The 25,789-nt window shown below is 69.9% G+C and carries 28 protein-coding genes and 2 pseudogenes; 17 read left to right on the forward strand and 13 right to left on the reverse strand.

Annotated elements, in window-relative coordinates:
• Positions 1-87: 87 nt before the first annotated feature.
• Positions 88-2,085, forward strand: coding sequence for a protein meaA (locus AC0L5F_RS15535; protein WP_473314328.1), 1,998 nt, complete (start codon positions 88-90; stop codon positions 2,083-2,085).
• 18 nt (positions 2,086-2,103) lie between these two features.
• On the opposite strand, the gene AC0L5F_RS15540 is transcribed toward AC0L5F_RS15535, so the two are convergent.
• Positions 2,104-2,274, reverse strand: a complete 171-nt coding sequence (locus AC0L5F_RS15540; RefSeq protein WP_473314329.1) for a hypothetical protein — start codon at positions 2,272-2,274, stop codon at positions 2,104-2,106.
• A gap of 62 nt (positions 2,275-2,336) precedes the next feature.
• Here AC0L5F_RS15540 and AC0L5F_RS15545 point away from each other — a divergent pair, with 62 nt between their 5' ends.
• A complete protein-coding gene (locus AC0L5F_RS15545; RefSeq protein ID WP_473314330.1) occupies positions 2,337-2,861 on the forward strand; it encodes a ferritin in 525 nt (174 codons plus the stop codon).
• A gap of 1 nt (position 2,862) precedes the next feature.
• Positions 2,863-3,306, forward strand: coding sequence for an SSI family serine proteinase inhibitor (locus AC0L5F_RS15550; RefSeq protein ID WP_473314331.1), 444 nt, complete (start codon positions 2,863-2,865; stop codon positions 3,304-3,306).
• A 1-nt stretch (position 3,307) separates the two neighbouring features.
• Here the strand turns inward: AC0L5F_RS15550 and AC0L5F_RS15555 are convergent, their stop codons facing one another.
• The 5 genes and pseudogenes from AC0L5F_RS15555 to AC0L5F_RS15575 form a co-directional block, all read right to left on the reverse strand.
• Positions 3,308-3,829: a GNAT family N-acetyltransferase gene (locus AC0L5F_RS15555; RefSeq protein WP_473314332.1), complete on the reverse strand. Its 522-nt coding sequence runs from the start codon at positions 3,827-3,829 to the stop codon at positions 3,308-3,310.
• Positions 3,830-3,838: 9 nt separating this feature from the next.
• A pseudogene (locus AC0L5F_RS15560) lies at positions 3,839-4,039 on the reverse strand (endonuclease NucS domain-containing protein); the annotation flags it as partial.
• A 19-nt stretch (positions 4,040-4,058) separates the two neighbouring features.
• The gene (locus tag AC0L5F_RS15565) at positions 4,059-4,544 is read right to left on the reverse strand and encodes a WapI family immunity protein (protein ID WP_473314333.1); all 486 of its coding nucleotides are present in this window, start codon (positions 4,542-4,544) and stop codon (positions 4,059-4,061) included.
• Positions 4,545-4,553: 9 nt separating this feature from the next.
• Positions 4,554-5,294 carry an endonuclease NucS gene (nucS, locus tag AC0L5F_RS15570; protein WP_473314334.1) on the reverse strand — a complete coding sequence of 247 codons (741 nt, stop codon included), beginning with the start codon at positions 5,292-5,294 and terminating at the stop codon, positions 4,554-4,556.
• Positions 5,294-5,683: a hypothetical protein gene (locus AC0L5F_RS15575; RefSeq protein WP_473314335.1), complete on the reverse strand. Its 390-nt coding sequence runs from the start codon at positions 5,681-5,683 to the stop codon at positions 5,294-5,296. The genes nucS and AC0L5F_RS15575 overlap by 1 nt, the downstream gene beginning before the upstream one ends.
• A gap of 82 nt (positions 5,684-5,765) precedes the next feature.
• On the opposite strand from AC0L5F_RS15575, the gene AC0L5F_RS15580 reads away from it, so the two are divergent.
• The 4 genes from AC0L5F_RS15580 (at position 5,766) to AC0L5F_RS15595 (ending at position 8,203) form a co-directional block, all read left to right on the forward strand.
• Entirely contained in the window at positions 5,766-6,959 is a 1,194-nt protein-coding gene (locus AC0L5F_RS15580; protein WP_473314336.1) for a 3-hydroxyacyl-CoA dehydrogenase NAD-binding domain-containing protein, read from the forward strand.
• Between the two features lie 62 nt (positions 6,960-7,021).
• Positions 7,022-7,378 (forward strand): hypothetical protein, encoded by a 357-nt coding sequence (locus tag AC0L5F_RS15585; RefSeq protein WP_473314337.1) that lies wholly within the window; start codon positions 7,022-7,024, stop codon positions 7,376-7,378.
• Between the two features lie 98 nt (positions 7,379-7,476).
• On the forward strand, positions 7,477-7,875 hold the full coding sequence (locus tag AC0L5F_RS15590; RefSeq protein WP_473314338.1) for a hypothetical protein: 399 nt from the start codon (positions 7,477-7,479) through the stop codon (positions 7,873-7,875).
• Between the two features lie 112 nt (positions 7,876-7,987).
• Complete coding sequence (locus tag AC0L5F_RS15595) at positions 7,988-8,203, forward strand: hypothetical protein (protein WP_473314339.1); 216 nt, start codon at positions 7,988-7,990, stop codon at positions 8,201-8,203.
• 3 nt (positions 8,204-8,206) lie between these two features.
• Here AC0L5F_RS15595 and AC0L5F_RS15600 read toward each other — a convergent pair whose 3' ends face one another.
• The 3 genes from AC0L5F_RS15600 to mce all read right to left on the reverse strand — a co-directional run bounded on the left by AC0L5F_RS15600 (position 8,207) and on the right by mce (position 11,266).
• Positions 8,207-9,343: a hypothetical protein gene (locus AC0L5F_RS15600; protein WP_473314340.1), complete on the reverse strand. Its 1,137-nt coding sequence runs from the start codon at positions 9,341-9,343 to the stop codon at positions 8,207-8,209.
• A gap of 52 nt (positions 9,344-9,395) precedes the next feature.
• On the reverse strand, positions 9,396-10,733 hold the full coding sequence (ccrA, locus tag AC0L5F_RS15605; RefSeq protein WP_473314341.1) for a crotonyl-CoA carboxylase/reductase: 1,338 nt from the start codon (positions 10,731-10,733) through the stop codon (positions 9,396-9,398).
• Between the two features lie 89 nt (positions 10,734-10,822).
• Positions 10,823-11,266, reverse strand: coding sequence for a methylmalonyl-CoA epimerase (gene mce, locus AC0L5F_RS15610; protein WP_473314342.1), 444 nt, complete (start codon positions 11,264-11,266; stop codon positions 10,823-10,825).
• A 97-nt stretch (positions 11,267-11,363) separates the two neighbouring features.
• Here mce and AC0L5F_RS15615 point away from each other — a divergent pair, with 97 nt between their 5' ends.
• The 7 genes from AC0L5F_RS15615 to AC0L5F_RS15645 all read left to right on the forward strand — a co-directional run bounded on the left by AC0L5F_RS15615 (position 11,364) and on the right by AC0L5F_RS15645 (position 17,150).
• Positions 11,364-12,554, forward strand: coding sequence for an acetyl-CoA C-acetyltransferase (locus AC0L5F_RS15615; RefSeq protein ID WP_473314343.1), 1,191 nt, complete (start codon positions 11,364-11,366; stop codon positions 12,552-12,554).
• 1 nt (position 12,555) lies between these two features.
• Positions 12,556-13,503, forward strand: coding sequence for a methylmalonyl Co-A mutase-associated GTPase MeaB (gene meaB / locus AC0L5F_RS15620; protein WP_473314344.1), 948 nt, complete (start codon positions 12,556-12,558; stop codon positions 13,501-13,503).
• Positions 13,504-13,568: 65 nt separating this feature from the next.
• Positions 13,569-13,727 (forward strand): hypothetical protein, encoded by a 159-nt coding sequence (locus AC0L5F_RS15625; RefSeq protein WP_473314345.1) that lies wholly within the window; start codon positions 13,569-13,571, stop codon positions 13,725-13,727.
• 10 nt (positions 13,728-13,737) lie between these two features.
• Positions 13,738-14,307, forward strand: coding sequence for a PH domain-containing protein (locus tag AC0L5F_RS15630; RefSeq protein ID WP_473314346.1), 570 nt, complete (start codon positions 13,738-13,740; stop codon positions 14,305-14,307).
• Positions 14,304-15,224, forward strand: coding sequence for a co-chaperone YbbN (locus AC0L5F_RS15635; RefSeq protein WP_473314347.1), 921 nt, complete (start codon positions 14,304-14,306; stop codon positions 15,222-15,224). Before AC0L5F_RS15630 ends, AC0L5F_RS15635 begins: the two co-directional genes overlap by 4 nt.
• A gap of 37 nt (positions 15,225-15,261) precedes the next feature.
• Positions 15,262-16,167 (forward strand): hypothetical protein, encoded by a 906-nt coding sequence (locus AC0L5F_RS15640; RefSeq protein WP_473314348.1) that lies wholly within the window; start codon positions 15,262-15,264, stop codon positions 16,165-16,167.
• Positions 16,164-17,150, forward strand: a complete 987-nt coding sequence (locus AC0L5F_RS15645; RefSeq protein ID WP_473314349.1) for a DUF8094 domain-containing protein — start codon at positions 16,164-16,166, stop codon at positions 17,148-17,150. Before AC0L5F_RS15640 ends, AC0L5F_RS15645 begins: the two co-directional genes overlap by 4 nt.
• On the opposite strand, the gene AC0L5F_RS15650 is transcribed toward AC0L5F_RS15645, so the two are convergent.
• Positions 17,147-18,022, reverse strand: coding sequence for an NUDIX hydrolase (locus AC0L5F_RS15650; RefSeq protein ID WP_473314350.1), 876 nt, complete (start codon positions 18,020-18,022; stop codon positions 17,147-17,149). The genes AC0L5F_RS15645 and AC0L5F_RS15650 overlap by 4 nt on opposite strands.
• A 74-nt stretch (positions 18,023-18,096) precedes the next feature.
• Between AC0L5F_RS15650 and AC0L5F_RS15655 the strand changes: the two genes are divergently transcribed.
• Positions 18,097-18,633, forward strand: coding sequence for a helix-turn-helix domain-containing protein (locus tag AC0L5F_RS15655; protein ID WP_473314351.1), 537 nt, complete (start codon positions 18,097-18,099; stop codon positions 18,631-18,633).
• A pseudogene (locus tag AC0L5F_RS15660) lies at positions 18,630-19,667 on the forward strand (MFS transporter); the annotation flags it as partial. The gene AC0L5F_RS15655 and the pseudogene AC0L5F_RS15660, both read left to right, overlap by 4 nt.
• A 180-nt stretch (positions 19,668-19,847) precedes the next feature.
• Here AC0L5F_RS15660 and AC0L5F_RS15665 read toward each other — a convergent pair.
• The 3 genes from AC0L5F_RS15665 to AC0L5F_RS15675 are packed head-to-tail and all read right to left on the reverse strand — an operon-like array spanning position 19,848 to position 24,819.
• On the reverse strand, positions 19,848-20,639 hold the full coding sequence (locus AC0L5F_RS15665; RefSeq protein WP_473314352.1) for an HAD-IIA family hydrolase: 792 nt from the start codon (positions 20,637-20,639) through the stop codon (positions 19,848-19,850).
• A complete protein-coding gene (locus AC0L5F_RS15670; RefSeq protein ID WP_473314353.1) occupies positions 20,636-21,505 on the reverse strand; it encodes an oxidoreductase in 870 nt (289 codons plus the stop codon). The genes AC0L5F_RS15665 and AC0L5F_RS15670 overlap by 4 nt, the downstream gene beginning before the upstream one ends.
• A 17-nt stretch (positions 21,506-21,522) precedes the next feature.
• The gene (locus tag AC0L5F_RS15675) at positions 21,523-24,819 is read right to left on the reverse strand and encodes a maltotransferase domain-containing protein (protein WP_473314354.1); all 3,297 of its coding nucleotides are present in this window, start codon (positions 24,817-24,819) and stop codon (positions 21,523-21,525) included.
• A 99-nt stretch (positions 24,820-24,918) separates the two neighbouring features.
• Between AC0L5F_RS15675 and AC0L5F_RS15680 the strand changes: the two genes are divergently transcribed.
• Positions 24,919-25,698: an enoyl-CoA hydratase/isomerase family protein gene (locus tag AC0L5F_RS15680; protein WP_473314355.1), complete on the forward strand. Its 780-nt coding sequence runs from the start codon at positions 24,919-24,921 to the stop codon at positions 25,696-25,698.
• Positions 25,699-25,789: the final 91 nt, after the last annotated feature.

Below are 25,789 nucleotides of genomic sequence, written 5' to 3' on the forward strand. Positions count from 1 at the left end.
GTGTAGGCGGCGCCTCGCGGGCTGGTGTGAGCCACGACGCCCTGCCGTTCGGGTGACCGTGAGATTACGGGACGGTAACCTGACCGCATGTCCGACCAGCCCGTCCAGCCCGAGCGCGACCGCCCGTGGGTCATGCGCACCTACGCCGGCCACAGCTCGGCCGCGGAGTCCAACGCCCTGTACCGCCGCAACCTGGCCAAGGGCCAGACCGGCCTGTCGGTGGCCTTCGACCTGCCGACGCAGACCGGCTACGACCCCGACCACGAGCTCAGCCGCGGTGAGGTCGGCAAGGTGGGTGTGCCCATCCCGCACCTCGGGGCGATGCGGCGGCTGTTCCAGGACATCCCGCTCGACGAGATGAACACCTCGATGACCATCAACGCCACGGCCATGTGGCTGTTGGCGATGTACCAGGTGGCGGCCGAGGAGCAGGGCGTCGAGCCCGCCCAGCTGTCCGGCACCACGCAGAACGACATCATCAAGGAGTACCTGTCGCGCGGCACCTACGTGTTCGGCCCGGCCCCGTCCTTGCGGCTGACCACGGACATGATCGCGTACACGGTCAGCACCATCCCGAAGTGGAACCCGCTCAACATCTGCAGCTACCACCTGCAGGAAGCCGGCGCCACGCCCACGCAGGAGCTCGCCTACGCACTCACCACCGCCATCGCGGTGCTCGACGCGGTGCGCGACTCCGGTCAGGTGAAGCCCGAGGAGTTCGAGAAGGTCGTCGGCCGCATCTCGTTCTTCGTCAACGCCGGCGTCCGGTTCATCGAGGAGATGTGCAAGATGCGTGCCTTCGGGCGCCTCTGGGACGAGATCACCCGCGAGCGCTACGGCGTGCAGGATCCCAAGATGCGCCGCCTGCGCTACGGCGTGCAGGTCAACTCGCTCGGCCTCACCGAGGCGCAGCCCGAGAACAACGTGCAGCGCATCGTGCTGGAGATGCTCGGCGTCACGCTGAGCAAGGACGCCCGCGCCCGCGCTGTGCAGCTGCCGGCGTGGAACGAGGCCCTCGGCCTCCCGCGGCCGTGGGACCAGCAGTGGTCGCTGCGGCTGCAGCAGGTGCTCGCGTTCGAGTCCGACCTGTTGGAGTACGACGACATCTTCGAGGGCTCGGTGGTGATCGAGGCCAAGGTCGCCGAGCTGTGCGAGAGCGCCAAGGCCGAGATCGACCGCGTCCAGGCCATGGGCGGTGCTGTCGCGGCCGTGGAGTCCGGCTACATGAAGCAGGCGCTCGTCGGCTCGCACGCCGAGCGGCGGGCCAGGATCGAGGCCGGCGAGATGCTGGTCGTCGGGGTCAACTCGTACACCGAGACCGAGCCGTCGCCACTGACCGCCGACCTGGACGGCGCGATCATGGTCGCCGACCCGAAGGCCGAGGCGAACGCCGTGGCCGACGTGCAGGCGTGGCGTGCCGATCGTGACCAGGGTGAGGTCGACGAGGCGCTGGCGCGTCTGCAGCGTGAGGCCAAGACCGACACCAACCTGATGGAGGCCACCCTCGCTGCCGTGCGTGCCGGTGCCACCGTGGGGGAGTGGGCCGGCGCCCTGCGTGAGGTCTTCGGCGAGTACCGCGCACCCACCGGCGTCAGCGGAGTCGTCGGCGTGGCCGAGGCGGGCGCCGAGCTGAGTGCCGTGCGCGAGAAGGTCGTGCGCACCGGTGAAGAGCTCGGTACCCGGCTGCGGTTCCTCGTGGGCAAGCCGGGCCTGGACGGACACTCCAACGGGGCCGAGCAGATCGCCGTGCGTGCCCGTGACGCCGGCTTCGAGGTCATCTACCAGGGCATCCGGCTGACTCCCGCTCAGATCGTCGCGGCCGCCGTGGCCGAGGACGTGCACTGCGTGGGTCTGTCGATCCTGTCCGGCTCCCACATGGAGCTGGTGCCCGAGGTGCAGAAGGCGATGACCGAGGCCGGCATCGGTGACGTCCCGATCATCGTGGGCGGCATCATCCCGGAGTCCGACGCCCGCAAGCTCGAGGCGTCCGGCGTTGCCGCGGTGTTCACGCCCAAGGACTTCGGCATGACCGACATCATGGGCCGCATCGCCGACGAGATCCGCTCGGCCAACGGTCTGGAGTGAGCCGGTGGTCGGGGACGGTCAGGCCGCGAGCTTCTGGCGCTGCTTCTTCGACAGGTCCGCGATCTTGACGAGCTTGCGCTTCTTGACCGTGTAGCCCGGCGGCAAGGTGCCCTTCTTCATCATCTGCAGCGGGCACCGCTTGCACGCGGGCTTGTCGCTGCAGCACTTCTTCTTGGGCGGCTTGGGCACGACGTCATCGTACCCTCCCTAGGTGAGGCTCGCCTAAGTAGTCGATGTGGAACAATGGCCGCATGGCTGCTCCTGCATTCGTCACCACCCTCAACGAGCAGATCGGGCACGAGTTCGACGCCCATCAGCAGTACGTGGCGATCGCCACCTACTACGACGCGCTCACCATGCCGCAGATGGCTGCGCTCTTCTACGCTCAGGCGCTGGAGGAGCGCGATCACGCGATGATGATGGTGCAGTACCTGCTCGACGCCGACGAGACGCCGGTCATTCCGGCTCTCGCCGCGCCGCGGGTCGACTTCGCCGACGTGGTGGAGCCGGTCCAGGTCGCGCTCGACCAGGAGAAGCGGGTCACCGAGCAGATCAACAACCTGACCCGCATCGCGCGCGAGAACAACGACTTCGCCTCCGACCAGTTCATGCAGTGGTTCATCAAGGAGCAGGTCGAGGAGGTCGCGTCGATGAGCGATCTGCTGGCCGTCGTCACGCGGTCGAAGGACGACTACGAGCGCATCGAGGACTGGATCGCCCGAGAGGACCGAGACGCTGGCGGCGACCCGACGGCCCCGCCGGTCGCGGGCGCCTGACGTGCGCTGGTCCGCCGGCGCCTTCCTGGCGGTCGCTGCCCTGGCGACCGTGACCGCGTGCGGGTCCGACGGCTCCACGGCAGGTTCGGACCCGCAGCCCGATCCGACCGCCAGCGCCATCGGCACCCGGCTGGCCATCACCGTGGTCGCAGCCGAGGGCGCCGAGCCGCGGGCCATGACGCTCACGTGCGATCCGCCCGGTGGTGATCACCCGAACGCGGCTGCAGCCTGCACGTCGATCGCCGCGGCCGGCGGCACCGACGCCTTCGCCCCCGTGGAGGACGCGGCCGTGTGCACGATGGTGTACGGCGGCCCGCAGACCGCCACCATCACGGGCACCTACCAGGGCGCTGCCGTCGACGCGTCGTTCAGCCGTGAGAACGGCTGCGAGATCGACCGCTGGGACACCCTCGGCACCGAGGTCTTCGACGTCCCGCTCCAGTGAGTCAGGCGACTCTGGCGTAGAGCAGGACGTCCATGCGGCGGTCGCCGATCGGCGCGTACGAGCGCATCAGTCCCTCGCGCTCGAGACCGGCGTGCTCGGCAATGCGCACCGACGCGACGTTCCACGGCTCGATGTACGCCTCGACGCGGTCGATGTCGGGCTGCTGCAGGGCCCAGTCGGCGGCCACGCCCACTGCTCGCGCGGTGAGGCCCCGGCCACGGTCAGCCGGGCCTGTCCAGTAGCCCAGGGACGCGCGCCCCTCGCCCCGCAGACGCACGCCGACGAATCCGAACGCCGGCTCGTCCTCGCTCGGTGCCGCGGCGAAGGGCCAGCCCGTGCCGTCGCTCAGGCGAGAGTGCTGCCGGGCGACGAACTCCAGCGCGTTCTCGACGCTGGCTGTCGTCGGCACGCTGCTGACCAGGGGGATGTAGGGGTCGTCGGCCACCGACATGACGACCTCGACGTCGGTGTCACGCCACGCCCGCAGCACGACCCCGTCGCCACGGAGTATCGGCATCTGCATGGTCCGAGGCTAGAACAGGCGCAATGACGGGTCGTCGATGCCGCGCAGCTCGTCGTAGTTGACCACGACGCAGGTGATGCCGCGGTCCTCGGCCAGCGTGCGGGCCTGGGGTTTGATCTCCTGGGCCGCGAAGATGCCCCGCACCGGGCGCAGGCCGGGGTCGCGGTTCATCAGCTCGAGGTACCGGGTCAGCTGCTCGACCCCGTCGATGCAGTCGATAACCGCCGCTTCACCTGACGGGGCAAGCGCGAAGTTCGGACTCCCACGCTCTGGCTGCTGCCTCCACGTCGTTCGGAGAAAGCGTCAGCTCGACGAAGTGGTCGTAGATGTCTGCTTCGGCAAGTCGGTCAGGTAGAGCTTCCAGGGAGATATAGACCCGAAGCACCACCAAATCAGAGGTCCGGGCTTGGAAACTGAAGGCGAGGTTTGGCTCCGTGAACACCAACATGTCGCCGTCGTTGACCTTGTCGTCAACGGGTGAAGGTCGCTTGCTGCCGTCAGAGACGCTGCGCAACCACCCGACTAGTCTCCGAGCCTCCCAAGCGGTCAGCGATGGGTCTCTAAAGGTCCAAGACTCGTGACCCGACCTGACTGTCCCTGCGATGATCAGCCAGTTTGCGTCCCAATCCATCGGACCCGATCCGTTGGTTGCGGGAAACTCGTAGCCATCGATCGTCATGGCGAACTGGTTGCCGTCGTGTGACTGGAGTTCCACGGCCACAGCCTAGAAGAGGCGAAGGCTCGGGTCATCGAGTCCACGGAGTTCGTCGTAGTTAACGACGACGCATTCGAAGCCGCGATCCTCGGCCAACGTGCGTGCTTGCTTGGCGATGGTCTGCGCCGCGAGCATTCCGCGAACAGGTCGCAACTGGGGGTCGCGGTTCATCAGCTCGACGTACCGGCTCAACTGTTCGACTGCATCGATGTTGGCGTGGCGCTTGATCTCGACTGCGACATGTTTCGCTGGCGCTTGTATCGTTCCGTCGATGTCGCCACGACGCTTGATCTCGACCGCGACGGATGCGTTCGAGCCGTCCTTGCACAACAGGTCGACCGGGCCGATGGCGGTCATGTACTCGCGGCGCACCAGGCTCATGCCGTCTCCGAGCGCGGCGGTGTGCTCGGCCAGCAGCTCCTGCAGGTGCTTCTCGACACCGTCCTTCTGCAGGCCGGGATCGACGCCGAGGTCGACCGACGTGTCGCTGAGGATCTCCTCGAGCCGGATGCGGAGCGTGTCGTCGGTCTTGGTGGCCGAGACCGTCCACTCGGGCACACCGTCGTCTGCCGTGCCCTCGCGCAGCGTGCACGGCGGGCTCATCCAGTTCAGCGGCTTGTAGGAGCCGCCGTCGGAGTGGATCAGCACCGAGCCGTCGGACTTGACCATGATGACGCGGGTGGCCAGCGGCAGGTGGGCGGTGAGCCGCCCGGCGTAGTCCACCTGGCAGCGCGCGATGACGATGCGCACTACTGCCTCGTCAGGGTGCCGAGCCGGAACTCCAGCTTCGTGGTGTCGCCGGAGTCGACGACCTTGCCCTCGTCGGTGTTGCCGTCGTCGCCGATCAGCCGCACGACGTCGCCGTCGACCTCGTACTTGCCGACCCGGAAGTCCGGCATGCCCTCGAAGTCCTCGGTGAAGGTGCCGTCCTCCTCGAAGTGCACCACCCACTCGACGTCGGGAGCCTCCCAGTCGCCGCGGATCGCGATGGCAGCGTCGGTGGAGGAGTCGACCGACGGCGTGGGTCCGGGCCGGGACGGCGCGCCCGTGGCGGGCGTGGGCGACGGTTCGTCGGAGCCGCCGAGCGTCGTGCAACCCGCAAGACAGGCCGCGGCGATCGCCCATGTGGCGACGGTCATACGTGGATTCATCAAGACCCTGTTCCGGTCGTGGTGGCGTCACGTTAGTCTGTCACGACCCCGAACCTACTCAGGAGTAGCCATGCAGGAGATCGTCGACCAGATCAACGGCGAGGGCGCCGACTCCCAGATCGCCCGCACGTTGCTGCTGCCGTACCTGAACCACGCGGCCACGATGTTCGAGAGCGGCTACGCCACGGCACCCGACATCGACGCCGCCATGCGCTTCGGCTGCGGCTACCCGGTCGGCCCGTTGGCGCTGGTCGATGCGCTCGGCGCCACGACGGTCGTCGACGGCCTCGAGGCGATGTACGCCGCCAGCGGCGACGAGCTGCACCAGCCCGCCGCGGTGCTCTCGGCCCACGCAGCCGACGGTGCATCGTTCGCCGACGCCGGGGGAGACGCCGGGCAGGCGCCGCCGGCCTTCATGCACACCATCGAGCGCGTCGGCGTCGTCGGCACCGGCACCATGGCGTCGGGCATCGTCGAGGTCTTCGCCAAGGCTGGCTACGACGTGACCTTTGTCGGCCGCGGCGAGGACAAGATCGCCGGCGTCATCGCCGCCATCACCAAGAGCCTCGACAAGGCCGTCGCCCGCGGCAAGATGGACGAGGACGGCAAGTCGTCGGTGCTCGAGCGCCTCACCGGCAGCACCGAGCGCGAGGCCCTCGCCGACGCCGACATCATCGTCGAGGCGATCGCCGAGGACCTGGACATCAAGCTCGAGCTGTTCACCGACCTCGACCGCATCGCCAAGCCGGGCGCCATCCTCGCCACCACGACCTCGTCGCTGTCGATCAACGCCTGTGCCGCCGCCACGAAGCGTCCGCAGGACGTCATCGGCATGCACTTCTTCAACCCGGCCGCCGTCATGAAGCTGGTCGAGGTCGTCACGGCCGACGACACCTCGGTCGAGGTCGACGAGACCGTGCGCGCGTTGTGCCTGGCCACCGGAAAGCACCCCGTCTCGTGCGGGGACCGCGCCGGCTTCATCGTGAACGCCCTGCTGTTCCCGTACCTCAACGACGCGATCAAGCTGCACGAGGACGGCGACGCCAGCATCGATCAGGTCGACGAGGCGATGAAGGCCACGCAGCTGCCCATGGGACCTTTCGCCCTGCTGGACGTCGTCGGCAACGACGTGTCGCTGGCCATCCAGCGATCCCTGGTCGAGACCTTCGGGCACGCCGGATGGCAGCCCGCAGCCTCGTTGGAGGCCGTCGTTGCAGCCGGAAAGCTCGGTCGCAAGACGGGTGAGGGGTTTCACACCTACTGATCGAGTGACGTCGTGGCCGTAGGGTCGTTGGTCCCTGGTGGGGGACCGACCGCAGGAGACCGATGCCCCCGCCCACACTCTCGACCCGCGCAACGGCGGTCCTGCGCCGTGGGCGTCTCGTCGTCCGAGCCGTCGTCCTCGGACTCATCGTCGGTCTGCTCTGGCCCCAGGCGGTCCACCCGCTCGCCGGCGCCGACACCACGACCCTGCCGGACCCCGCACTCGCGACCGCGCGGATCGTCGCCGAGCAGGAGCGGTACGGACTCGAGTGCGACGCGGAGCCGACGCTGACCGACGTGGTCGTCTTCCGATTCGCCGCCGACGAGGAGGGCGTCGAGCAGGTGCAGGTGGTGACGTTCGACGAGGCGCTGGCGGCATCGGGGGCGCGGGCCGGCTGGGTCGTCGCGTACTGCAGCTGAGATCGCCGACCAGATCGCGGTGGCGCCGATCGTGGATAACTCCGGGCCGTCAGCGTCGTTCTCTGTTGGTGAGAGGGACGACCTGACAGGAGCAGATCATGACGGCGGCACCAACGGCGCCACGTTCACCCATCCAGGCCCTCCAGCCTCGGTCTGGCCACTCGGGCCCGCGGCCCGTCGGCGGCTGGGATGCGCGCGCCTGGACCGGATGGGTCTGGAACGCCGCCGTCGTCACGTCGATCGCCGCCTTGTCCGTCGGCGTCTTCGGCCTGCTGCCCGGCGTACAGGTGCCGGATCGTCCGACCGCCGGCCCGGCCACCCAGCAGCTGGTGACGGCGCAGGAGTCCATCGGACTGTCGTGCCGCACCGAGCCGGCCCTGACCGATCAGGTCGTCTTCGAGTACAGCAGCGACCGGACAGCGGACGTGCTGGCCTTCGGCGATGCGGTCATCGCCCAGAAGGCGGGCCGGGGCACGATCCACAGCTACTGCCTCTGACGCTTCCGGTGCCCGCGATCACGTCGCACTGCCCCGTGCGCCGCTCTCTATGATCTGAGGTGTGCCCCGCCGTCACAGCCGTCGACCCGATGAGCGTGGCTCGGCCCGTGCGGTGAACGACGCCATCGAGACCCGCGGCTCGGTGCAGTGGCACGTGCGCACCTTGAGCGGGGCCGCCAAGCAGTACCGGTGCCCCGGGTGCCACCAGCTCGTGCAGCCGGGGTCGGGTCACCTGCTGGTCTGGCCGGTGGAGAAGGCGTTGCTCAGCGCCGAGGCGATCGACGAACGACGCCACTGGCACACCGCCTGCTGGCGGCGTCGGCTCTGACGCTCAGGCGTCGTCCTCGACGATCTCCGCATCGACGGTCTCGGGCTCGGCCGGGCTGGCCTCCACGGCCTTGGGCGACGACGCCTTGTCGACGGCCTGTGCGGCCTCCGGTGCGAAGGTGGAGACGATGTCGCGCAGCTGGCCCATCTGCGCCATGATCCCGTCGCGCTTGCGCTGCAGGTCCTCGACCTCCGAGCGCAGCATGCGCGTCTGGCGCTCGGTGTCGGTGGTGGCGCTGGCACGCAGGTGCTCGGCGTCGGCCTGGGCGCCGCTCATCAGCGCCTCGGCCTCCTGCTTGGCCGTCTCGAGCAGACGGGTGGCCTCGTCGCTGGCGGCGTCGCGCGCCTTGGCGGCCTGCGCCATCACGTCGCGCGCGCGGTCGTCGGCAGCCGCAGCGCGAGCCTCGGCGTCGGCGACGAGCTGGGCGGTCTGCTGCGCGGCGGCCTGATGGGCCTCGGTGGCCTCGCGGGCGAGCCGCTCCTTCTCCACGGCCAGCACGCGGCGGGCCTCGGTGACCTCGCGGTCTGCTGCGGCGCGGGCCTGCTCGACCTCGCGGGTGGCGCCGAGCCGCATGTTCTGCGACTCCTGCTCCGCTGCCAGCCGCAGCTGGGCGGCCTCGCGCTCGGCGTGCGCCCGTTGATCGGCGGTGTGGGCCTTGGTGTCGGCGTTCATCGCCTCGGCCTCCTCGAGGAGAGCCTTGCGGCGCTCGTCGATCTCGGCCAGTGCCTTGGCCTTGGTCGCCTCGGCGTCCTTGACGGCTGCCGCGCGCACCACGGCGGCCTCCTCCTCGGCCTTCTTGACCAGCTCGTCGGCCTCGCGCACCGCTCGGGTGCGCACGTCCTCCGCCTCCTGCTCGGCCAGGCCGAGCAGCTGGGCGGCGTGGTTGCCCAGCCCGGTGTAGGTCGGCTTCTCGACGGCCTCGACCCGATCCTTGAGCTTCTCGATCAGGTTGCGCAGGTTCGCGTTCTCGTCCTCGGCCGACTTCAGGGCCTCGGCCGCACGCTGCAGCTCGGCCGACTGGGACCGGGTGAACGAGTCGACCGCGTCGCTGTCGTAGCCACCTCGGCGCGCCAACGGGAAGGACGCGTCTGCCGACTTCTGTGCTGCGTCGAGGACGGAGGTCGCGAGGTGGTCAGACATGGGCATCCCTGGATCGAGGGGAGGAGTGGGCAGTCGCCAGCATACCGCCGCGTCAGATCCCGCGGAACCGATTGATGGCGTCGAGGTGGAGCGCGCGCTTGGCCTCGTCGCGGACGCCGAGTCCCTCCTCAGGAGCCAGGCAGAGCACACCCACCTTGCCCTGGTGGGCGTTGCGGTGGACGTCGAGCGCTGCCTGCCCGGTCTCGGCCAGCGGGTACACCTTGGACACGGTGGGGTGGATGAGTCCCTTGTCGATCAGGCGGTTGGCCTCGAACGCCTCGCGGTAGTTGGCGAAGTGCGAGCTCTTGATGTTCTTGAGGTTCATCCACAGGTACCGGTTGTCGTACTGGTGCATGTAGCCGGAGGTGGACGCGCAGGTGATGATCGTGCCGCCCTTGCGGGTGACGTAGACCGAGGCGCCGAACGTCTCGCGTCCCGGGTGCTCGAAGACGATGTCCGGGTCCTCGCCGCCGGTGAGCTCGCGGATCTTCTTGCCGAAGCGCTGCCACTCCTTGGGGTCCTGGTTGTTCTCGTCCTTCCAGAACCGGTACCCCTCGGCCGAGCGGTCGATGACGTGCTCGGCGCCCAGCGAACGGACGATCTCGGCCTTGTCGGGCGACGAGACCACGCACACGGGGATGGCGCCACCGTTGAGGGCCATCTGGGTGGCGTAGGACCCGAGGCCACCGGAGGCGCCCCAGATCAGCACGACGTCGCCCTGCTTCATGTTGGCGCCGTTCTTGGACACCAGCTGGCGGTAGGCGGTGGAGTTGACCAGGCCGGGGCTGGCCGCCTCCTCCCACGTGAGGTGGTCGGGCTTGGGCATCAGCTGGTTGGCCTTGACGATGGCCAGCTGGGCCAGGCCTCCGAAGTTGGTCTCGAATCCCCAGATCCGCTGCTGCGGATCCATCATCGTGTCGTCGTGGCCGTCGGGAGCCTCCAGCTCGACCGACAGGCAGTGCGCCACGACCTCGCGGCCCGGCTTCCAGAGGTTGACGCCCGGACCGGTGCGCAGCACGACGCCGGCCAGGTCCGAGCCCACCACGTGGTACGGCAGGTCGTGGCGCTTGGTGTACTCCGACAGGCGCCCGTAGCGCTCGAGGAAGCCGAACGTCGAGACCGGCTCGAAGATCGAGGTCCACACGGTGTTGTAGTTGATGGCGCTGGCCATGACGGCCACGAGCGCCTCGCCCGGCGCCAGCTCGGGGATCGGGACGTCGTCCAGGTGCAGGCTCTGGCGCGGATCCTTGTCCTTGCTCGCCATCCCTTCGAACATGTCGACCTCGTCCTTGTGGACGGTGATGCCCTGGTACGAGTCGGGCAGGGCGATGGAACCGAAGTCCTCCGCCGGCGTGTCTCCGGCGAGGATGGCGTCGAGAATGTTCTGCACGGGTGGACCTCCTGAGGTGTCCCGGCGATGTTACCGATCCGTAACAGCGGCGGCTATGCCCTCGAGTGTGATCCGAGCCTCAGAAGCGATCAGTGCGAGGCGGCCGGCTCCACCAGCTCGACCAGCACGCCGCCGGCGTCCTTGGGGTGCACGAAGTTGACCCGGCTGTCCGACGTCCCGCGCTTGGGGGCGTCGTAGAGCAGTCGCACGCCGCGCTCGCGAAGGATGGCCGAGACGGCCTCGATGTCGGCGACCCGATAGGCCAGCTGCTGGATGCCCTGACCGTTGCGAGCGATGAACTTGGCGATCGTCGACTCCTCGCTCAGCGGAGCGAGCAGCTGGATGCGCGTGTCGCTCTCGCCGACGGCGAGCATCGCCTCGCGGACGCCCTGCTCCTCGTTGACCTCTTCGTGCACCGAGTGCAGGCCGAAGGTCGAGGCGTAGAACTCGAGGGCGTCGTCGAGGTCGGGCACGGCGATGCCGACGTGGTCGATCGTGAGCAGCAGGTGTTCGGGGACGAGTGCGTCAGACATGCGACAGAGCGTAGGGCACCACCCGTGGGTCCACCCGATGATGCATCCGTCCGAGGCTGGGTACAGTGACCGCAATCGTCGTCGAAGGAGCACATCCATGACCCAGTCCGTCATCGTTGCCGGAGCACGTACACCCATTGGTCGCCTGCTCGGCGGACTCAAGACCCTGTCGGGCTCCGATCTCGGCGGGCTGGCCATCAAGGGCGCCCTCGACAAGGCCGGCGTGTCCGGCGACCAGGTCGACTACGTGATCATGGGTCAGGTCCTCACCGCCGGTGCCGGGCAGATCCCCGCCCGCCAGGCCGCGCACAAGGCCGGCATCCCGCTCGGCGTGCCCGCACTCACCATCAACAAGGTGTGCCTCTCGGGCATCAACGCCATCGCCCTGGCGGACCAGCTCATCCGCGCCGGCGAGCACGAGGTCATCGTGGCCGGCGGCCAGGAGTCGATGACCCAGGCGCCGCACATGCTGCTCGGATCGCGCGAGGGCACCAAGTACGGCGACACCACGCTCACCGACCACATGGCCTACGACGGCCTGTGGGACGCCCTGACCGACCAGGCCATGGGCGGACTGACCGAGCAGATCAACGCCGAGCAGCAGAAGTTCACCCGCGAGGAGCAGGACGCGTTCAGCGCCGCCTCGCACCAGAAGGCGGCCATGGCGCAGAAGGACGGCGTCTTCGACGACGAGATCGTTCCGGTCGAGATCCCCAGCCGTCGCGGCGACCCGGTCGTCGTGTCGGCCGACGAGGGCGTCCGTGGCGACACCACCACCGAGTCCCTGGGCAAGCTGCGCCCGGCCTTCGACAAGAACGGCACCATCACGGCGGGCTCGGCCAGCCAGATCTCCGACGGCGCGGCTGCCGTCGTGGTCATGAGCAAGGCCAAGGCCGAGGAGCTGGGCCTGTCGTGGATCGCCGAGATCGGCGCTGCGGGCGTCGTCGCCGGACCCGACTCCAGCCTGCAGAACCAGCCGGCCAACGCCATCGCCGCGGCCTGCGAGAAGGAGGGCATCACGCCCGCCGACCTGGACCTGGTGGAGATCAACGAGGCGTTCGCCGCCGTCGGCATCTCCAGCGCCAAGGAGCTCGGCATCAGCCAGGACATCGTCAACGTCAACGGCGGAGCCATCGCGCTCGGACACCCGATCGGCGCCAGCGGCGCTCGCATCGCGCTGCACCTGGCGCTCGAGCTGGGCCGTCGCGGCGGCGGCGTCGGTGCGGCTGCGCTGTGTGGTGGCGGTGGCCAGGGCGACGCCCTGATCATCCGCGTTCCCCAGAAGTAGCGTGGCCGACGACGTCGGATCGCTGGTCGCGGCGGCCGGTACCGGTCAGGCACGGGCCGTCGCGCGGCTGATCTCCCTGGTGGAGGATCGGTCGCCCCAGCTGCGCGAGGTCAGTGCGGCGCTGGCGGCCACGGCCGGTCGTGCCCACGTGGTCGGCATCACCGGATCGCCGGGCGTGGGCAAGTCGACGTCGACGTCGGCGCTGGTCGGGGCGTGGCGCGCGGCGGGCCGCACCGTCGGCGTGCTCGCCGTCGACCCCACGTCGCCGTTCACCGGTGGGGCCCTGCTGGGCGACCGCATCCGCATGCAGGACCACGCCACCGACGACGGCGTCTACATCCGGTCGATGGCCAGCCGCGGCCACCTCGGGGGGCTGTCGGCCTCGGCGCCGCAGGCGCTGCGGGTCTTCGACGCGGCCGGCTGCGACGTCGTGCTGGTCGAGACGGTGGGCGTGGGGCAGTCCGAGGTCGAGATCGCCGGGATCGCCGACACCACCCTCGTGCTGCTGGCGCCGGGCATGGGTGACGGCATCCAGGCGGCGAAGGCAGGGGTCCTCGAGATCGGTGACGTCTTCTGCGTCAACAAGGCCGATCGCGACGGCGCCACGTCCACGCGCCGCGAGCTGCGCACGGTGCTGTCGATGACCACGGGCGACGCCGACCGGTGGAAGCCGCCGATCGTCATGACGGTGGCGACCACGGGGGAGGGGATCGACGAGCTGGTCGAGCAGATCGATGCTCACGGCGAGCACCTGCGCACGACCGGGCAGCTGGACGCGCGACGGGTCGCTCGAGCCAGGCGGGAGATCGAGGCCCTGGCCCTCACCGAGGTGCAGCAGCGCTTCGCGCACCTGTCCGGGCACGCAGATCTCGACGACCTCGCCCGCGGTGTGGTCGACGGCCACACCGACCCGTTCGCCGCAGCCGATCGGCTGGTCGACGGCCTGTAGGAGGCGACGACGCGCCGGTCGTGTGATTGCAGGGGCTGGCGTGATCAGTGGGACACAATAGGTCTGTGTTGAAGAAGATCGGCAGCCTGCTCGTCATCGGGTTCGCTGTGTACTACCTGCTCACCGCGCCTGCCGGCGCGGCCGATGCCGTGAGCAATGCCGCGAGCGCCGTCTTCGACGGATTCGGGCAGGTCGGCGTCTTCGTCAACGAGCTGATCGCCTAGCGGGGCCGCGGTGCTGGGGTCGGTGCTGGACCGTCTTCCCGAGCAGCAGGTCGATCGCCACCTGCTCGTCGAGGAGGGCGAGATCGTCATCGACCTGGTGCGCCATCACCGGATCGTCTACTGGCAGCCCCTGCTCGAGCTGGTCGGTGTCGTGGCGCTGTGGGCCCTGGCCGTCTTCGGCCCGATCCAGCTGGGCTGGTTCTTCATCGTCGCTGCCCTGGCCCTGGCGGCGCACGTGGTCTACCTGACCTTGCGCGAGCACCGTGACGTGTTCGTCATCACCAACATGCGGGTGTTCCGCGCCAGCGGCGTGTTCTCCGTGCGCATCGCCACCATGCCGATCAGCCGCATCCTGGACATCACGGTCGAGAAGCCGTTGCTGGGCCGACTGTTCGGATACGGCCACTTCGTGTTCGAGTCCGCCGCGCAGGCCCAGGGCCTGAGGTCGATCCGATTCATCGGTGACCCGGACCAGCGAGACCTGACGATCCAGCGCGTGGTGCAGGCCAACGGGCTCCGTGGCGGCACCGACCACCGTCCCTCCGGCGGTCGGCACCGGCTTCCTACACTGGAGACATGACCTTCTCGCGTCACGGTGCCATCGACCTGTCCGTCCTGAAGCAGCCTGCGACCCCACCGCCCACCTCCGCGCCCGGCGGTGCAGGAGCCGGCGCGTCCTACGTCGTGGACGTGTCCGACCAGAACTTCGAGGGCGTCGTCCAGTCCTCCATGCAGCACCTGGTGGTGCTGAGCCTGTGGTCGCCGCGGTCGGCCCAGAGCCAGGCGTTCAACCAGACCCTTGCGGCGATCGTCAACGGGTACCAGGGCCGCATCCTGCTCGCCCAGATCGACGTCGACACCAACCCGGGCGTGGCCCAGGCCCTGCAGGTGCAGGGTGTGCCCGCGCTGTTCGGCCTGGTCAAGGGCCAGCCGGTGCCGTTGTTCCAGGGCACTGCTGACGACGCCCAGATCCGGCAGGTGTTCGACGAGCTGGTCTCGGTGGGCGCCGAGCACGGCGTCACCGGACTCGCGCAACCGGTCGCTGCCGGCGCTGCGGCCCCGGAGGGCGACGAGGAGCCGGCCGACGATCCGCGGTTCGCCGAGGCCGACGCAGCCTTCGCGGCCGGCGACCTCGATCTGGCCATCGCCGAGTACGAGAAGGTGCAGGCCCAGTACCCGGCCGACGCCGAGGTCGCCGAGCGGCTGGCCGGCATCCGACTGATGGCACGGACCCGCGACGCCGACCTGCAGGCCGCGCGGGCCGCCGCTGCCGATGCGCCCGACGACGTCCAGGCTCAGCTGCTCGTCGCCGACCTGGACGTCTCCGGTGGTCACGTCGAGGACGCGTTCGACCGGCTGATCCAGCTGGTCAAGCGGCTGCCCGGCGAGGAGCGCGACGCAGTGCGCGAACGGCTCATCGAGCTGTTCACGGTCGTGGGGCTGTCCGATCCTCGCGTCGCCGCCGCACGACGTTCTCTCGCGCAGGCGCTGTACTGAGGCCATCGACCCGTCCGCCGGGTAGGGTCACCACACCATGAGGCGGTTGACGGGGTGGGCGATCATGCTGCTCGGCGTCCTGTTCGGACTGCTGGGGCTGGCGCTGATGATCATGCTCGGTCCCGACAGCCGGATCACCACCGGCCCGCACACGATCGAGACCGACGGTTCGGTCGTCGTCACCGCCCCGCGAGTGATCACCTGGACCGGGGTGCAGGTCGACGTGCTGGCTGAGCTGCCCGCCCAGAAGCCGGTGTTCGTGGGTCTGGGGAACACCGTCGACGTGCAGAGCCTGGTCGGCGCCACGCAGCGGGTCGAGATCACGAAGTTCCGGACACCGTGGAAGCCGACCTTCACGCAGATCGACGGTCGACCGGTGGTGCAGGGCGCTCCGACGGCTCTCGACTGGTGGTACGCCGACTCGGCCGGTCTCGGCGGCGCCAGGATCAGCACCAGCCTGCCCGACGAGCCGGTGTCGCTGGCGGTCATCTCGGTGGGCGCCTCGAACCTCTCGGGCCTGCAGGTCACCCTGGCGTACGGCATCAAGGGCGGGTTCGCCAAGGGCGCTGGTCTGCTGCTGCTGGGCGTCGGGGGAGTGCTCGGTGGCCGCGTCCTGCGCACCACGCCGGTCGCGGACGACGAGTTGGTCGACGCCGAGCAGGAAGAGGTCGTGTACGTCATCGTCGACGACGACGGTGTGGAGCGTGAGCTGACGGCGGAGGAGGTCGAGGCCGAGGGCTACGAGGTCGTCGACGAGGAGACCGGTCCCGAACCCGTCGTGGAGCCGGAGCCCGAGCCCGAGCCGGAGCCGGCTGCGGCTGGCCAGGTCGAGGAACCCGTGGTCTACGTCTACATCGACGACGACGGCGTGGAGCACGAGGTCAGTCCCGAGGACCTCGACCCCGACGAGTTCGAGATCGTGGACGAGGAGGATCCGCGATGACCCTCGTCCGCCGCCTCGCGGTCCTGCTGATCGTCGCCGCCGCGGTGCTGGCCGCGTGTGCCGTGCCGCGCGACCGCACGATCGATCGCATCGACAAGGTGTCGGCGACCGACGCGGAGGTGGCCGCGGTCTACAAGCGGTACCGAGAGGTGCGCAACGCCGCGGCCGAGCTGCTGGATCCGAAGCCGCTGTCGACGATCGAGACCGGACCGGTGCTGGCCATCGACACCGGGTCCTTCGAGGTGTCGCAACGCCTCCAGGCCACGCAGCAGGAACGCACGGGCGCGATCGACATCCTCGACGTCGAGACGCCACGTTTCAGCCGGTACCCGCTCTGGTACGTGGCCGTGGTCCGCGACGGGACACGCAACCTCAAGCGGGTGCAGGTGTTCGAGCGCACGTCGGCGGTCGACCCGTGGCTGCTGGTGTCCTCGCCCGAGACCTTGGCGTCCACCCAGCTGCCGGAGGTCCGCAGGGACGGCAGTGGCAGTGCCCGGCGGGTCGACACCGCGGACGGCACCGGCATGGCCATGTCGGCCGACGAGGCGGCCGCCGCGTACGCGCGCACGCTGAGCGACCCGAAGGCGCCGGAGGCGGCGACGATCGAGGACGACTCCTTCATCACCCAGATGCGCGAGGCGGCGGCCACTGCCTCCTCGCTCCCGGGCGTCGAGTTCGCCCAGACGTGGGTGCCCGAGAAGGTCGAGTACGCCCTGCGCACCTCCGACGGGGGAGCGCTGGCCTTCGTCACCCTGCTGCGCACCGACACCTACACGGTTCCCGACGGGCTGCAGGTCACGTGGCCGGACGGCTCCCCGCAGCAGGCGTTCCTCCAGCAGGGCATCCGGGGCACGGGGACGCTGAACTACTACCACCAGATCCTGGTGTACATCCCCGGTGGCAGGGACAAGCCGCGGGCGCTGGGGCAGTTCGGCGGCGTCGTCAGCGGAGATGCCGGTGGGGCCCAGGACGGCCGGCCCTAGGGACCCGGAGGTGCCTCGCGGTACGGGGTGCGGTCGCCGTCGAGCACCGACTCCAGCAGCGTGATCGTGGCTGCGGTGGCGCGCTCGCGGACCGTGGCCGGGTCGCACCAGTGCACGGCCTTGATCTCGGTGGGCTGCAGGTTCATCTGTTCCACCCACTCCGCGTCGACGGTCCCGAGATCGAACAGGAAGATGCAGGCGTCGTCCCACCCGCGCCAGGCGGGAAGCCAGTTGACCGTGACCAGGCCGTGGACCTCGACCTCGACGTCGAGCTCCTCGCGCAGCTCGCGCACCAGCCCGGGCGAGGGTGCCTCGCCGACCTCGATGACGCCGCCGGGCAGGTCCCACTCGTTCTTGTAGGTGAGCTCGCACAACAGCACCCGACCCTGTTCGTCGCGGAGCAGGCCCTGGCTGATCACTCGCTTGGTGGGCAGGCCGGCGTTGAGGATCGCGATGAAGCCGTCGCGGCTCATCGGCGCCGGGTCGTCGGCGATGCGGGCCAGCAGCACGCGGTCGGACTCGTCGCCGGGCGCGCGCAGGATGCCTTCGCGGCGCAGGCCCGAGATGGAGGCGGCTCGCACGTCGTCGGTGCGGTCGACCGGGATGCGTGCCTCGAGCCGGGTGGCGCCGAGGTCGCCGAAGGCGTGAGGGACGGCCAGTCGCAAGGCACGAACGACGGTGCCGAGGGCGTGCTCGCCCATGTTCCAGCGCACCGACAGCGTGCGTGCGCTCTCGCGACGAAAGGCCAGGGTTCCCACCCGTTCGCCGCCCTGGCGGACCGCGAAGCCGATGAACTCGCCCGTGCCGGTCGCGCTGCCGCCCGACGTGGGCTCGAGCTCGAGATCGTCGTCGCGCAGCGAGGTGGACGTCATGCGTCCATCCTGCCACCTGGCAAACTGCAAAGATTCATTTGCAAAGAAGTCTTTGCAGTCCTAGCATCAACGACATGGCCTACACGTCGAAACCGGTCGAGGACCTCGACACCCTCAGGGCGATCTCGCACCCGCTGCGCCTGCGCCTGATCGGGATGCTGAGGTCGGGCGGCCCGGCCACCGCCTCGGCCCTGGGCCGCGCGCTGGGCGAGTCCAGCGGGTCCACCTCGTACCACCTTCGCCAGCTCGAACGGTTCGGCTTCGTCGGGGACGACGTCGAGCAACCGTCGGGTCGCGAGCGTCGCTGGAGGGCCCTGCACGACCTCACCTCCTTCCCGCACGCCCTCGCCGGCCTCGACGGGGGGCGCGAGCACCTCGACGCCGTCCGCCGCCGCCAGGAGGAGCACCTGCGCGAGGGGCTCGACGCCTGGCGCGAGTCACGCCCCGGCATCGGCCACTCGGACTACCTGGTGCGGCTCGCGGCGGACGAGCTCGAGCAGATGAATGCCGAGATCCAGCAGGTCGTCGCGCGCTACGCGGGCCGCGACACAGGTGACGCCGTCGCGGTGCACGTCCTCACCCTGCCCGCCAGCACCCACGTCGAGTCATGAGCCCACTGCACCGCTTCTGGCTGCTGACCGGCCTGCGCTGGCTGCCGACGGGACTGATCATCCCGGTCACCACGCTGCTGCCGCTCGAACGCGGGTTGTCGCTGGCACAGCTGGGCTCGGTCGTCGCGATCCAGGGAGTCGTCGTCCTGCTGCTCGAGCTGCCGACCGGTGGCTTCGCGGACGCAGCCGGTCGACGACCCGTGGTGCTGGCCTCCGCCGTGTTCGCGCTCGCGTCCTACGTGGTGTTCGCCCTGGCGCCCGACGCGGCGTGGTTCGCGGTCGCCATCGCGCTCACCGGCGTGTTCCGGGCATTGGACAGCGGACCGCTGAACGCGTGGTTCGTCGACCAGGTCGTCGCCGGGCCGCACGACCCCGACGACGTCGCGCGCGGACTGTCCGGCGCGGGGGCGGTCATCGGTGGATCCATCGCGACGGGATCGCTGCTGTCGGCCGGTCTCGTCGCGTGGTCGCCGATCGATCGATCCGTCGCCCTCGCGCTGCCGTACTGGGCCGCCGCGGTCATGGCCGCGGTGCAGATCGGCGCCACCGTGCTGCTGATGGACGAAGCCCGGCCGGTCGACTCACGCGGGATGCTGGCCTCCCTGCGCGACACTCCGCGCACGGTCGCCGACGGCGCGCGCCTGCTGACGCGGTCGCGGGTGCTTGCCGCCCTGGTGACCGTCGAGCTCTTCTGGGGCTTCGGCATGGTCGGCTTCGAGATGTTCATGCCGGTGCGTCTGTCCGAGCTGCTCACGGACCGCACCCAGGCTGCGGCTGTGATGGGGCCGGTGTCCGCGGCTGCGTGGGGGGTGTCGGCTCTCGGCGCCTTGGCGGCTCCCGCCCTCGCTCGCCGATGGGGTGTGGTCCCGGTGTCGGTGGGACTGCGGTTCGTCCAGGGCGGCACGGTGATCGCCATGGGCCTGGCGTTCGGCCCGATCGGTCTGATCGTGGCCTACCTCGCCACCTACGCGGTCCACTCGGCGTCCGGAGTGCTCTACGAGACCTTGCTGCACCGGCAGGTCGATTCCCGGAATCGCGCCACCGTGCTGTCGCTGGCGTCGATGGCCATGCAGCCTGCCGGCTCGCTCGGTGCGATCGTGCTGGGCGCCGTCGCGGCCGGCGTCAGCAGCGGTGCTGCGCTCGGACTCGCCGGAGTGGTGCTGGCGTTGGCTGCGCCGCTGTTCCTCGTGCGGCCACGAACCCGGGGAGAGGGCTCAGGTGACGAGGGGGACGACGTCGGCGATGGAGTCGAGCACCTGGGTGGGCCGGAACGGGAACCGATCGACGGCCCCCGCCGCGGTGGAGCCGGTGAGCACGAGGAAGGTGCGCAGGCCCGCCTCCAGACCTGACAGGACGTCGGTGTCCATGCGGTCGCCGATCATGACGGTGGTCTCGGAGTGCGCCTCGATCTGGTTGAGCGCGCTGCGCATCATGAGCGGGTTGGGCTTGCCGACGAAGTACGGGTCGACGCCGGTCGCCTTGGTGATGAGGGCAGCGACCGACCCGGTGGCCGGCAGGGATCCGCCGGGTGACGGCCCGGTCGCGTCGGGGTTGGTGGCGATGAACCGTGCGCCCTTCTCGATCAGCTGGATCGCGCGGGTGATGGCCTCGAACGAGTACGTGCGGGTCTCGCCCAGCACGACGTAGTCGGGCTCGGCGCTGGTCATCACGTAGCCGACGTTGTGCAGCGCCGTGGTCATGCCGGCCTCGCCGATGACGTAGGCGGTGCCCTCGGGACGCTGCTCGGAGAGGAACTTCGCGGTGGCCAGCGCCGACGTCCAGATGGCCGACTCCGGCACGTCGATGCCGGCGGCGAGCAGCCGCGCCCGCAGGTCGCGGGGCGTGAAGATCGAGTTGTTGGTCAGCACCAGGAACTTGCGTCCGGTCTCGGTCAGGCGCGCGATGAAGTCGGCGGCGCCCGCGATGGCCTTCTCCTCGTGGACGAGCACTCCGTCCATGTCGGTCAGCCAGGTCTCGATGGGCCTTCTCTCAGCGGACCTGGTCATCGCGGTGCCAACGAGAACGTGACGCCGGTGCGCTCCTCGGACAGCTCCCACAACGCGCGGGCCGCGTCCGCGTCCTGTGCCTGCACCGATCGTGGATTGGGACCCGGGGTACCGCGCATGCCGCCGAGCCTGGTGGGCCCGATGTAGCTGTTCGGGGGCAGATCTGCCGTGGCGGCGTGCACGGTGGGCCGCGACCCGAACTCGGCGCTGGTCGCGATGACCTTGTTGCCGATCCACATCAGCTTGTTCATCAGGGGATTGGCGTGATGGGACTGCAGGTTGGTCGCGGAGTACCCCGGGTGCGCCGCGTGCGCGACGACCGTCGAGCCGGCAGCGCTCAGTCGGTGCTGCAGCTCCAGGGTGAACAGCAAGTTGGCCAGCTTCGACTGCTGGTAGGCGGCCGCCGGCGTGTAGGTGCCGTCGAGGTCGAGGTTGTCCAGGTGCACCTGCGGGCCGTTGTGCAGGCCCGAGGAGATCGTGACGACGCGGTCGGTGACGTGGGGGAGGACCAGGTTGGTCAGGGCGAAGTGGCCGAGGTGGTTGGTGCCGATCTGCCGCTCGAAGCCGTCCACCGTGCGACCCTCGGCGACCATCATGATCCCGGCGTTGTTGATCAACGTGGTGATGGGCGCGTCCCAGGCGTCGGCGAAGGCGCGGACCGACGACAGGTCGGCCAGGTCGAGCTCGCGGACCTCGGTGGAGCCGTCGATGGTCGCGGCGGCCGCGGCGCCCTTGGCGGTGTCGCGGACCGCGAGCACCACGTGGCCACCGGCGCGGGCGAGCGTGCGTGCCGCCTCCAGGCCGATGCCGGAGTTGGCGCCGGTGACCACGTAGGTCGAGCCGGACAGGTCGGGGATGTCGCTCATGTCGCCACGGTATCGCTTCAGCCGGTGACGGGAACCACGATCCGGACCGGATGGTCCGGACCGATCGGGACGGCGTCGAGCGGGCACGGCGTCCCGTCGATCTCGTCGCGCCAGGTGACGTCGGCGTCCAGTCCGAGGTCCGCGGGATCGAGATGCACCTGCACGGTGTCCTCGAACCAGGGCCTGGCGTCCACGACCACCAGCACGACGTCGTCGTCGCGCACCTTGGTGAACGCGATCACCCGATGTCGGTCGGTCTGGACCGACCGCAGGTTGCGCAACCACTGCAGCGCCGGGTGCGCCCGTCGGACCTCGTTCAACCGGGTCAGCCAGGGCGCGATCGAGTCGGGGTCGTCCCAGTCGCGCACCGTGATCTGGAACGTCTCGGCCGCGAAGTACTCCTCGGACCGCCCGACCGCCTGCCGCTCGAGCAGCTCGAAGCCGGCGTACATGCCCCAGGACGGCGACGCGGTGGCAGCGAGTCCGGCGCGCATCATGAACATCGCCCGGTCACCGGACTGCAGGTGGGTCGGCAGCAGGTCGTGGGCGTTGACCCACAGGTTGGGGCGCAGGTGCGAGCTGGTCCGGGTCGACAGGTCGGTGATCAGCTCGGCCAGCTCGATCGGGTGCTCGCAGTCGGTGTAGGAGGTGAAGCTCTGGTGGAACCCGACCATGGCGAGCGCCTGGGTCATCGCGGAGCTGGTGCGCGCCTCGGCCAGCAGGACGACGTCCGGGTGGTCCTCGCGCAGGTCGGCGAGCAGCCGTTCCCAGAACGCCAAGGGCTTGGTGTGGGGGGTGCAGGCCCGGAAGATCCGCACGCCGTGGCCGATCCAGTGCTCGAGGATCCGCCGCACCTCTGCGGAGAGCCCGGCGGGATCCTCGTCGAACGACACCGGGTAGATGTCCTGGAAGCGCCGCGGCGGGTCCTCGGCGAACGCGATCGTGCCGTCGGCGCGCGTGGCGAACCACTCGGGGTGCTCGGTGACCCACGGATGGTCCGGCGAGCACTGCAGCGCGAGGTCGAGGGCGATCTCGAGCCCCAGCTCGCCGGCACGCGCCACGAACGCGTCGAAGTCGTCGAGCGTGCCGAGCTCGGGGTGCACCGCGTCATGACCGCCCGAACGGTCACCGACGGCCCACGGGGAACCCGGATCTCCCGGAAGTGCGGTCAGCGAGTTGTTGCGACCCTTGCGAAAGCGGGTGCCGATGGGGTGGATCGGTGGCAGGCTCACGACGTCGAAGCCCATGGCGGCGATGCCCTCGAGCCGCCGGGCGGCCGTGGCGAAGGATCCCGGAGTGATGGTGCCGTCGTCGGCCACCTCGGCGCCTTCGGACCGGGGGAACATCTGGTACCAGGATCCGAACAGGGCCCGCTCACGATCGACAAACACGCGGTGGGGCTCGGAGGCATCCAGGTCGTCCTGGAGCTGCTCGCCGTCGAACAGGGCGACGGCGTGGTCGAGTCGTTCCAGCGGCGGCAGGTCGGTGTCGATGATCGAGGTGTCGTGCAGACGTAGCCGGTCGAGCAGGGCGGAGCCCTCGGCGAGGGTCACCTCCACGTCGACGCCGGCGGTGATCTTGAGCCGGGCGTCACGCGTCCAGGTGGCGATCGGGTCGTGCCACGACTCGATGCTGAAGGTCCACGGGCCGATCTCGGTGGCGGTGATCGTGCCGGACCAGAGATCGTCTCCGAGCGGACGCATGGGCGTGTGGGACCGCACCTCCCCGTCCGGTCCGGCGAGCACCACGGCGGCCCCGACCACGGCGGTGCCCTCGCCGAACACCCGCGCCCGCACCTCGACCCGCTCGCCGACCGCCGCCTTGACCGCGAACCTGCCGCTCTCCACCCGGGGCCGCACGTCGAGCACGGGCACGCGTGTCACGGAGGTGGGGCGGGGCGTCCGATCCTCGACCGTGGCGCTCGGCTCGCCGGGGGTGGGCTCGCTCGGGGTGGGTGGCAGCTCGCGGACGACCTCGGCGGTCTGCGCCTCGGCATCGCACCAGAGCGTGTGCTCGCGCATCCTCATGCCGAGACGCCGCCGGCCGTCGTCGGCCCACGACTCGGCGTCCATCGCCCTCCCGTCGGGGCCGAGCCACTCCACGTCGTCGAGGTGGTCGTCGAACCACGCGGCGCGCAACGCCATGGTGTCGGCGATGTGCTGACGCAGGTCCCAGCCGGGTTCGGCGGCCCAGCCCAGCCAGGTCAGCGGGCTGTCGTGGCAGAAGGTGTGGTTGTTGCCGAGCTGGGTGTGGCCCAGCTCGTCGCCCATCCGCAGCAGCGGAGTGCCACGCGACAGCAGCAGCGTGGTGAGCATGGCCCGCGCCCTGGCCTGGCGCCGCGCGATCACGTCGGGATCGGACGTGTCGCCCTCGACGCCGAGATTGTCCGAGCGGTTGTCGTCGGTGCCGCCGAGGCCGTCGTCGCCGTTCATCGCGTTGTGCTTGCGCGAGTACGAGACCACGTCGCGCAGGGTGAATCCGTCGTGGCTCGTGACGAGATTGATCGACCGGTCCGACGTGTCCAACAGGTCCTCGGACCCGTGGAGACGAGCGGCGAGGTCGCGCACTCCGCGTCCCGAGCCCCGCCAGAAGTCGCGCACGTCGTCGCGGAAGCGGTCGTTCCACTCCGCGAACGGGCTGAACTGCCCCAGTCCGCGCCCGTCGCGAGCGGCAGCGCCGGGCTCGATGCTCAGCCGCAGGGCGCCGAGCTCGTCGTCGCCGGCGATGCGTTGCAGCAGGGAGCCCGGAACATCCGGCCGACCGGTCGCGTCGTGCGCCAGCGCACCGGCGCGGCCGATGTGGAAGCCGTCGACGTCGAGGCGTGCCCGCCAGTGCCTCAGGCAGTCGAGGAGCAGCTCGACGACCACGGGGTGCGAGCCGTCCACGATGTTGTCGGCTCCGGCGATCCCGCTGTCCCGGTACAGCGTCGCCGGCAGCGCATCAGGGGCCGTGTGGGCGAGCGGGACGTCGAGCACGACCTCCAGGCCGGCGTCGTGCAGACCGGCGACGGCTTCGGCGAGCTCGGCCTCGGCGTCGGAGGTCGAGGCGTAGGGCTGGTGCAGCGCGAACAGGTCGGCGGGCCGGTATCCCCAGTAGTCGGTGAGGCCGATCTCGAGCAGCTGCTCGTCGGGCGTGCGTGACAGCACCGGCATCAGCTGGAGCGTGGTGACCCCGAGCCCCGCGAGGTGCTCGACGACCGCCGGGTGTGCCAGGGCCGCGAACGAGCCGCGCTGCCGCTCGGGCACGGACGGGTGCTCGCGGGTCAGGCCGCGGACGTGCGCTTCATAGATGAAGCGCAACGGGGCCGACGGCATGGCTCCATCTTGCCCGAGGTCGGCGGTCCGACCTCCCCGAGTGCGGCACTGCGCCCGGCGCGTGACGGCCTATGCTCGACCGCGAGACTCAGGAGGAACATGACCGAGTACGTGACGTTGCAGGTGGACGACGGTGTCGGAACCATCCGACTCGATCGCCCCAAGATGAATGCCCTCGACGCCCAGATGCAGCGAGAGCTCATCGAGGTGGCTGCCGAGGCCGACCGCCGCACCGACGTGGCCGCTGTCGTCGTGCACGGGGGTGAACGGGTCTTCGCCGCTGGAGCAGACGTCAAGGAGATGGCGGCGATGTCGTACCAGGAGATGGTGCTGCACTCGAAGCTGCTGCAGGACTTCACCACGGCACTGGCTGCCATCGGGAAGCCCACCGTCAGTGCGATCACCGGATTCGCCCTGGGCGGCGGCTGCGAGGTCGCGCTGGCCACCGACGTCCGCTTCGCCGCGGCCGACGCCAGGCTCGGTCAGCCCGAGATCCTCCTGGGCATCATTCCCGGCGCCGGGGGCACGCAGCGTCTGGCGCGACTGATCGGTCCGGCGCGGGCCAAGGACCTGATCTACACCGGTCGCTTCGTGGATGCCGACGAGGCGCTCCGCATCGGGCTGGTCGACCAGGTCCATCCGGCGGGGGAGGTCTACGACCGTGCCGTCGCCTGGGCGCGGCAGTTCGTCGGCGGACCGGCCCTGGCGCTGCGGGCCGCGAAGGCGGCGGTCGACAGTGGTCTCGAGGTCGACCTCGATTCCGGGCTCGAGATCGAGCGCCTCCAGTTCGCCGGTCTGTTCGCCACGGACGACCGCGCTGCGGGCATGCAGTCGTTCGTCGACAACGGTCCGGGCCAGGCCACCTTCAGCGGATCCTGAGGTCTGCGGGCACGCCGACTCGCCCGCGTTGAGGCTGCTGGGCGGCAAGTGCATGGGGCATACTGGTCGGACCGATTCATTCCAGGTGTTG

It is taken from the genome of Aeromicrobium sp. 10G20-16, assembly GCF_055809665.1.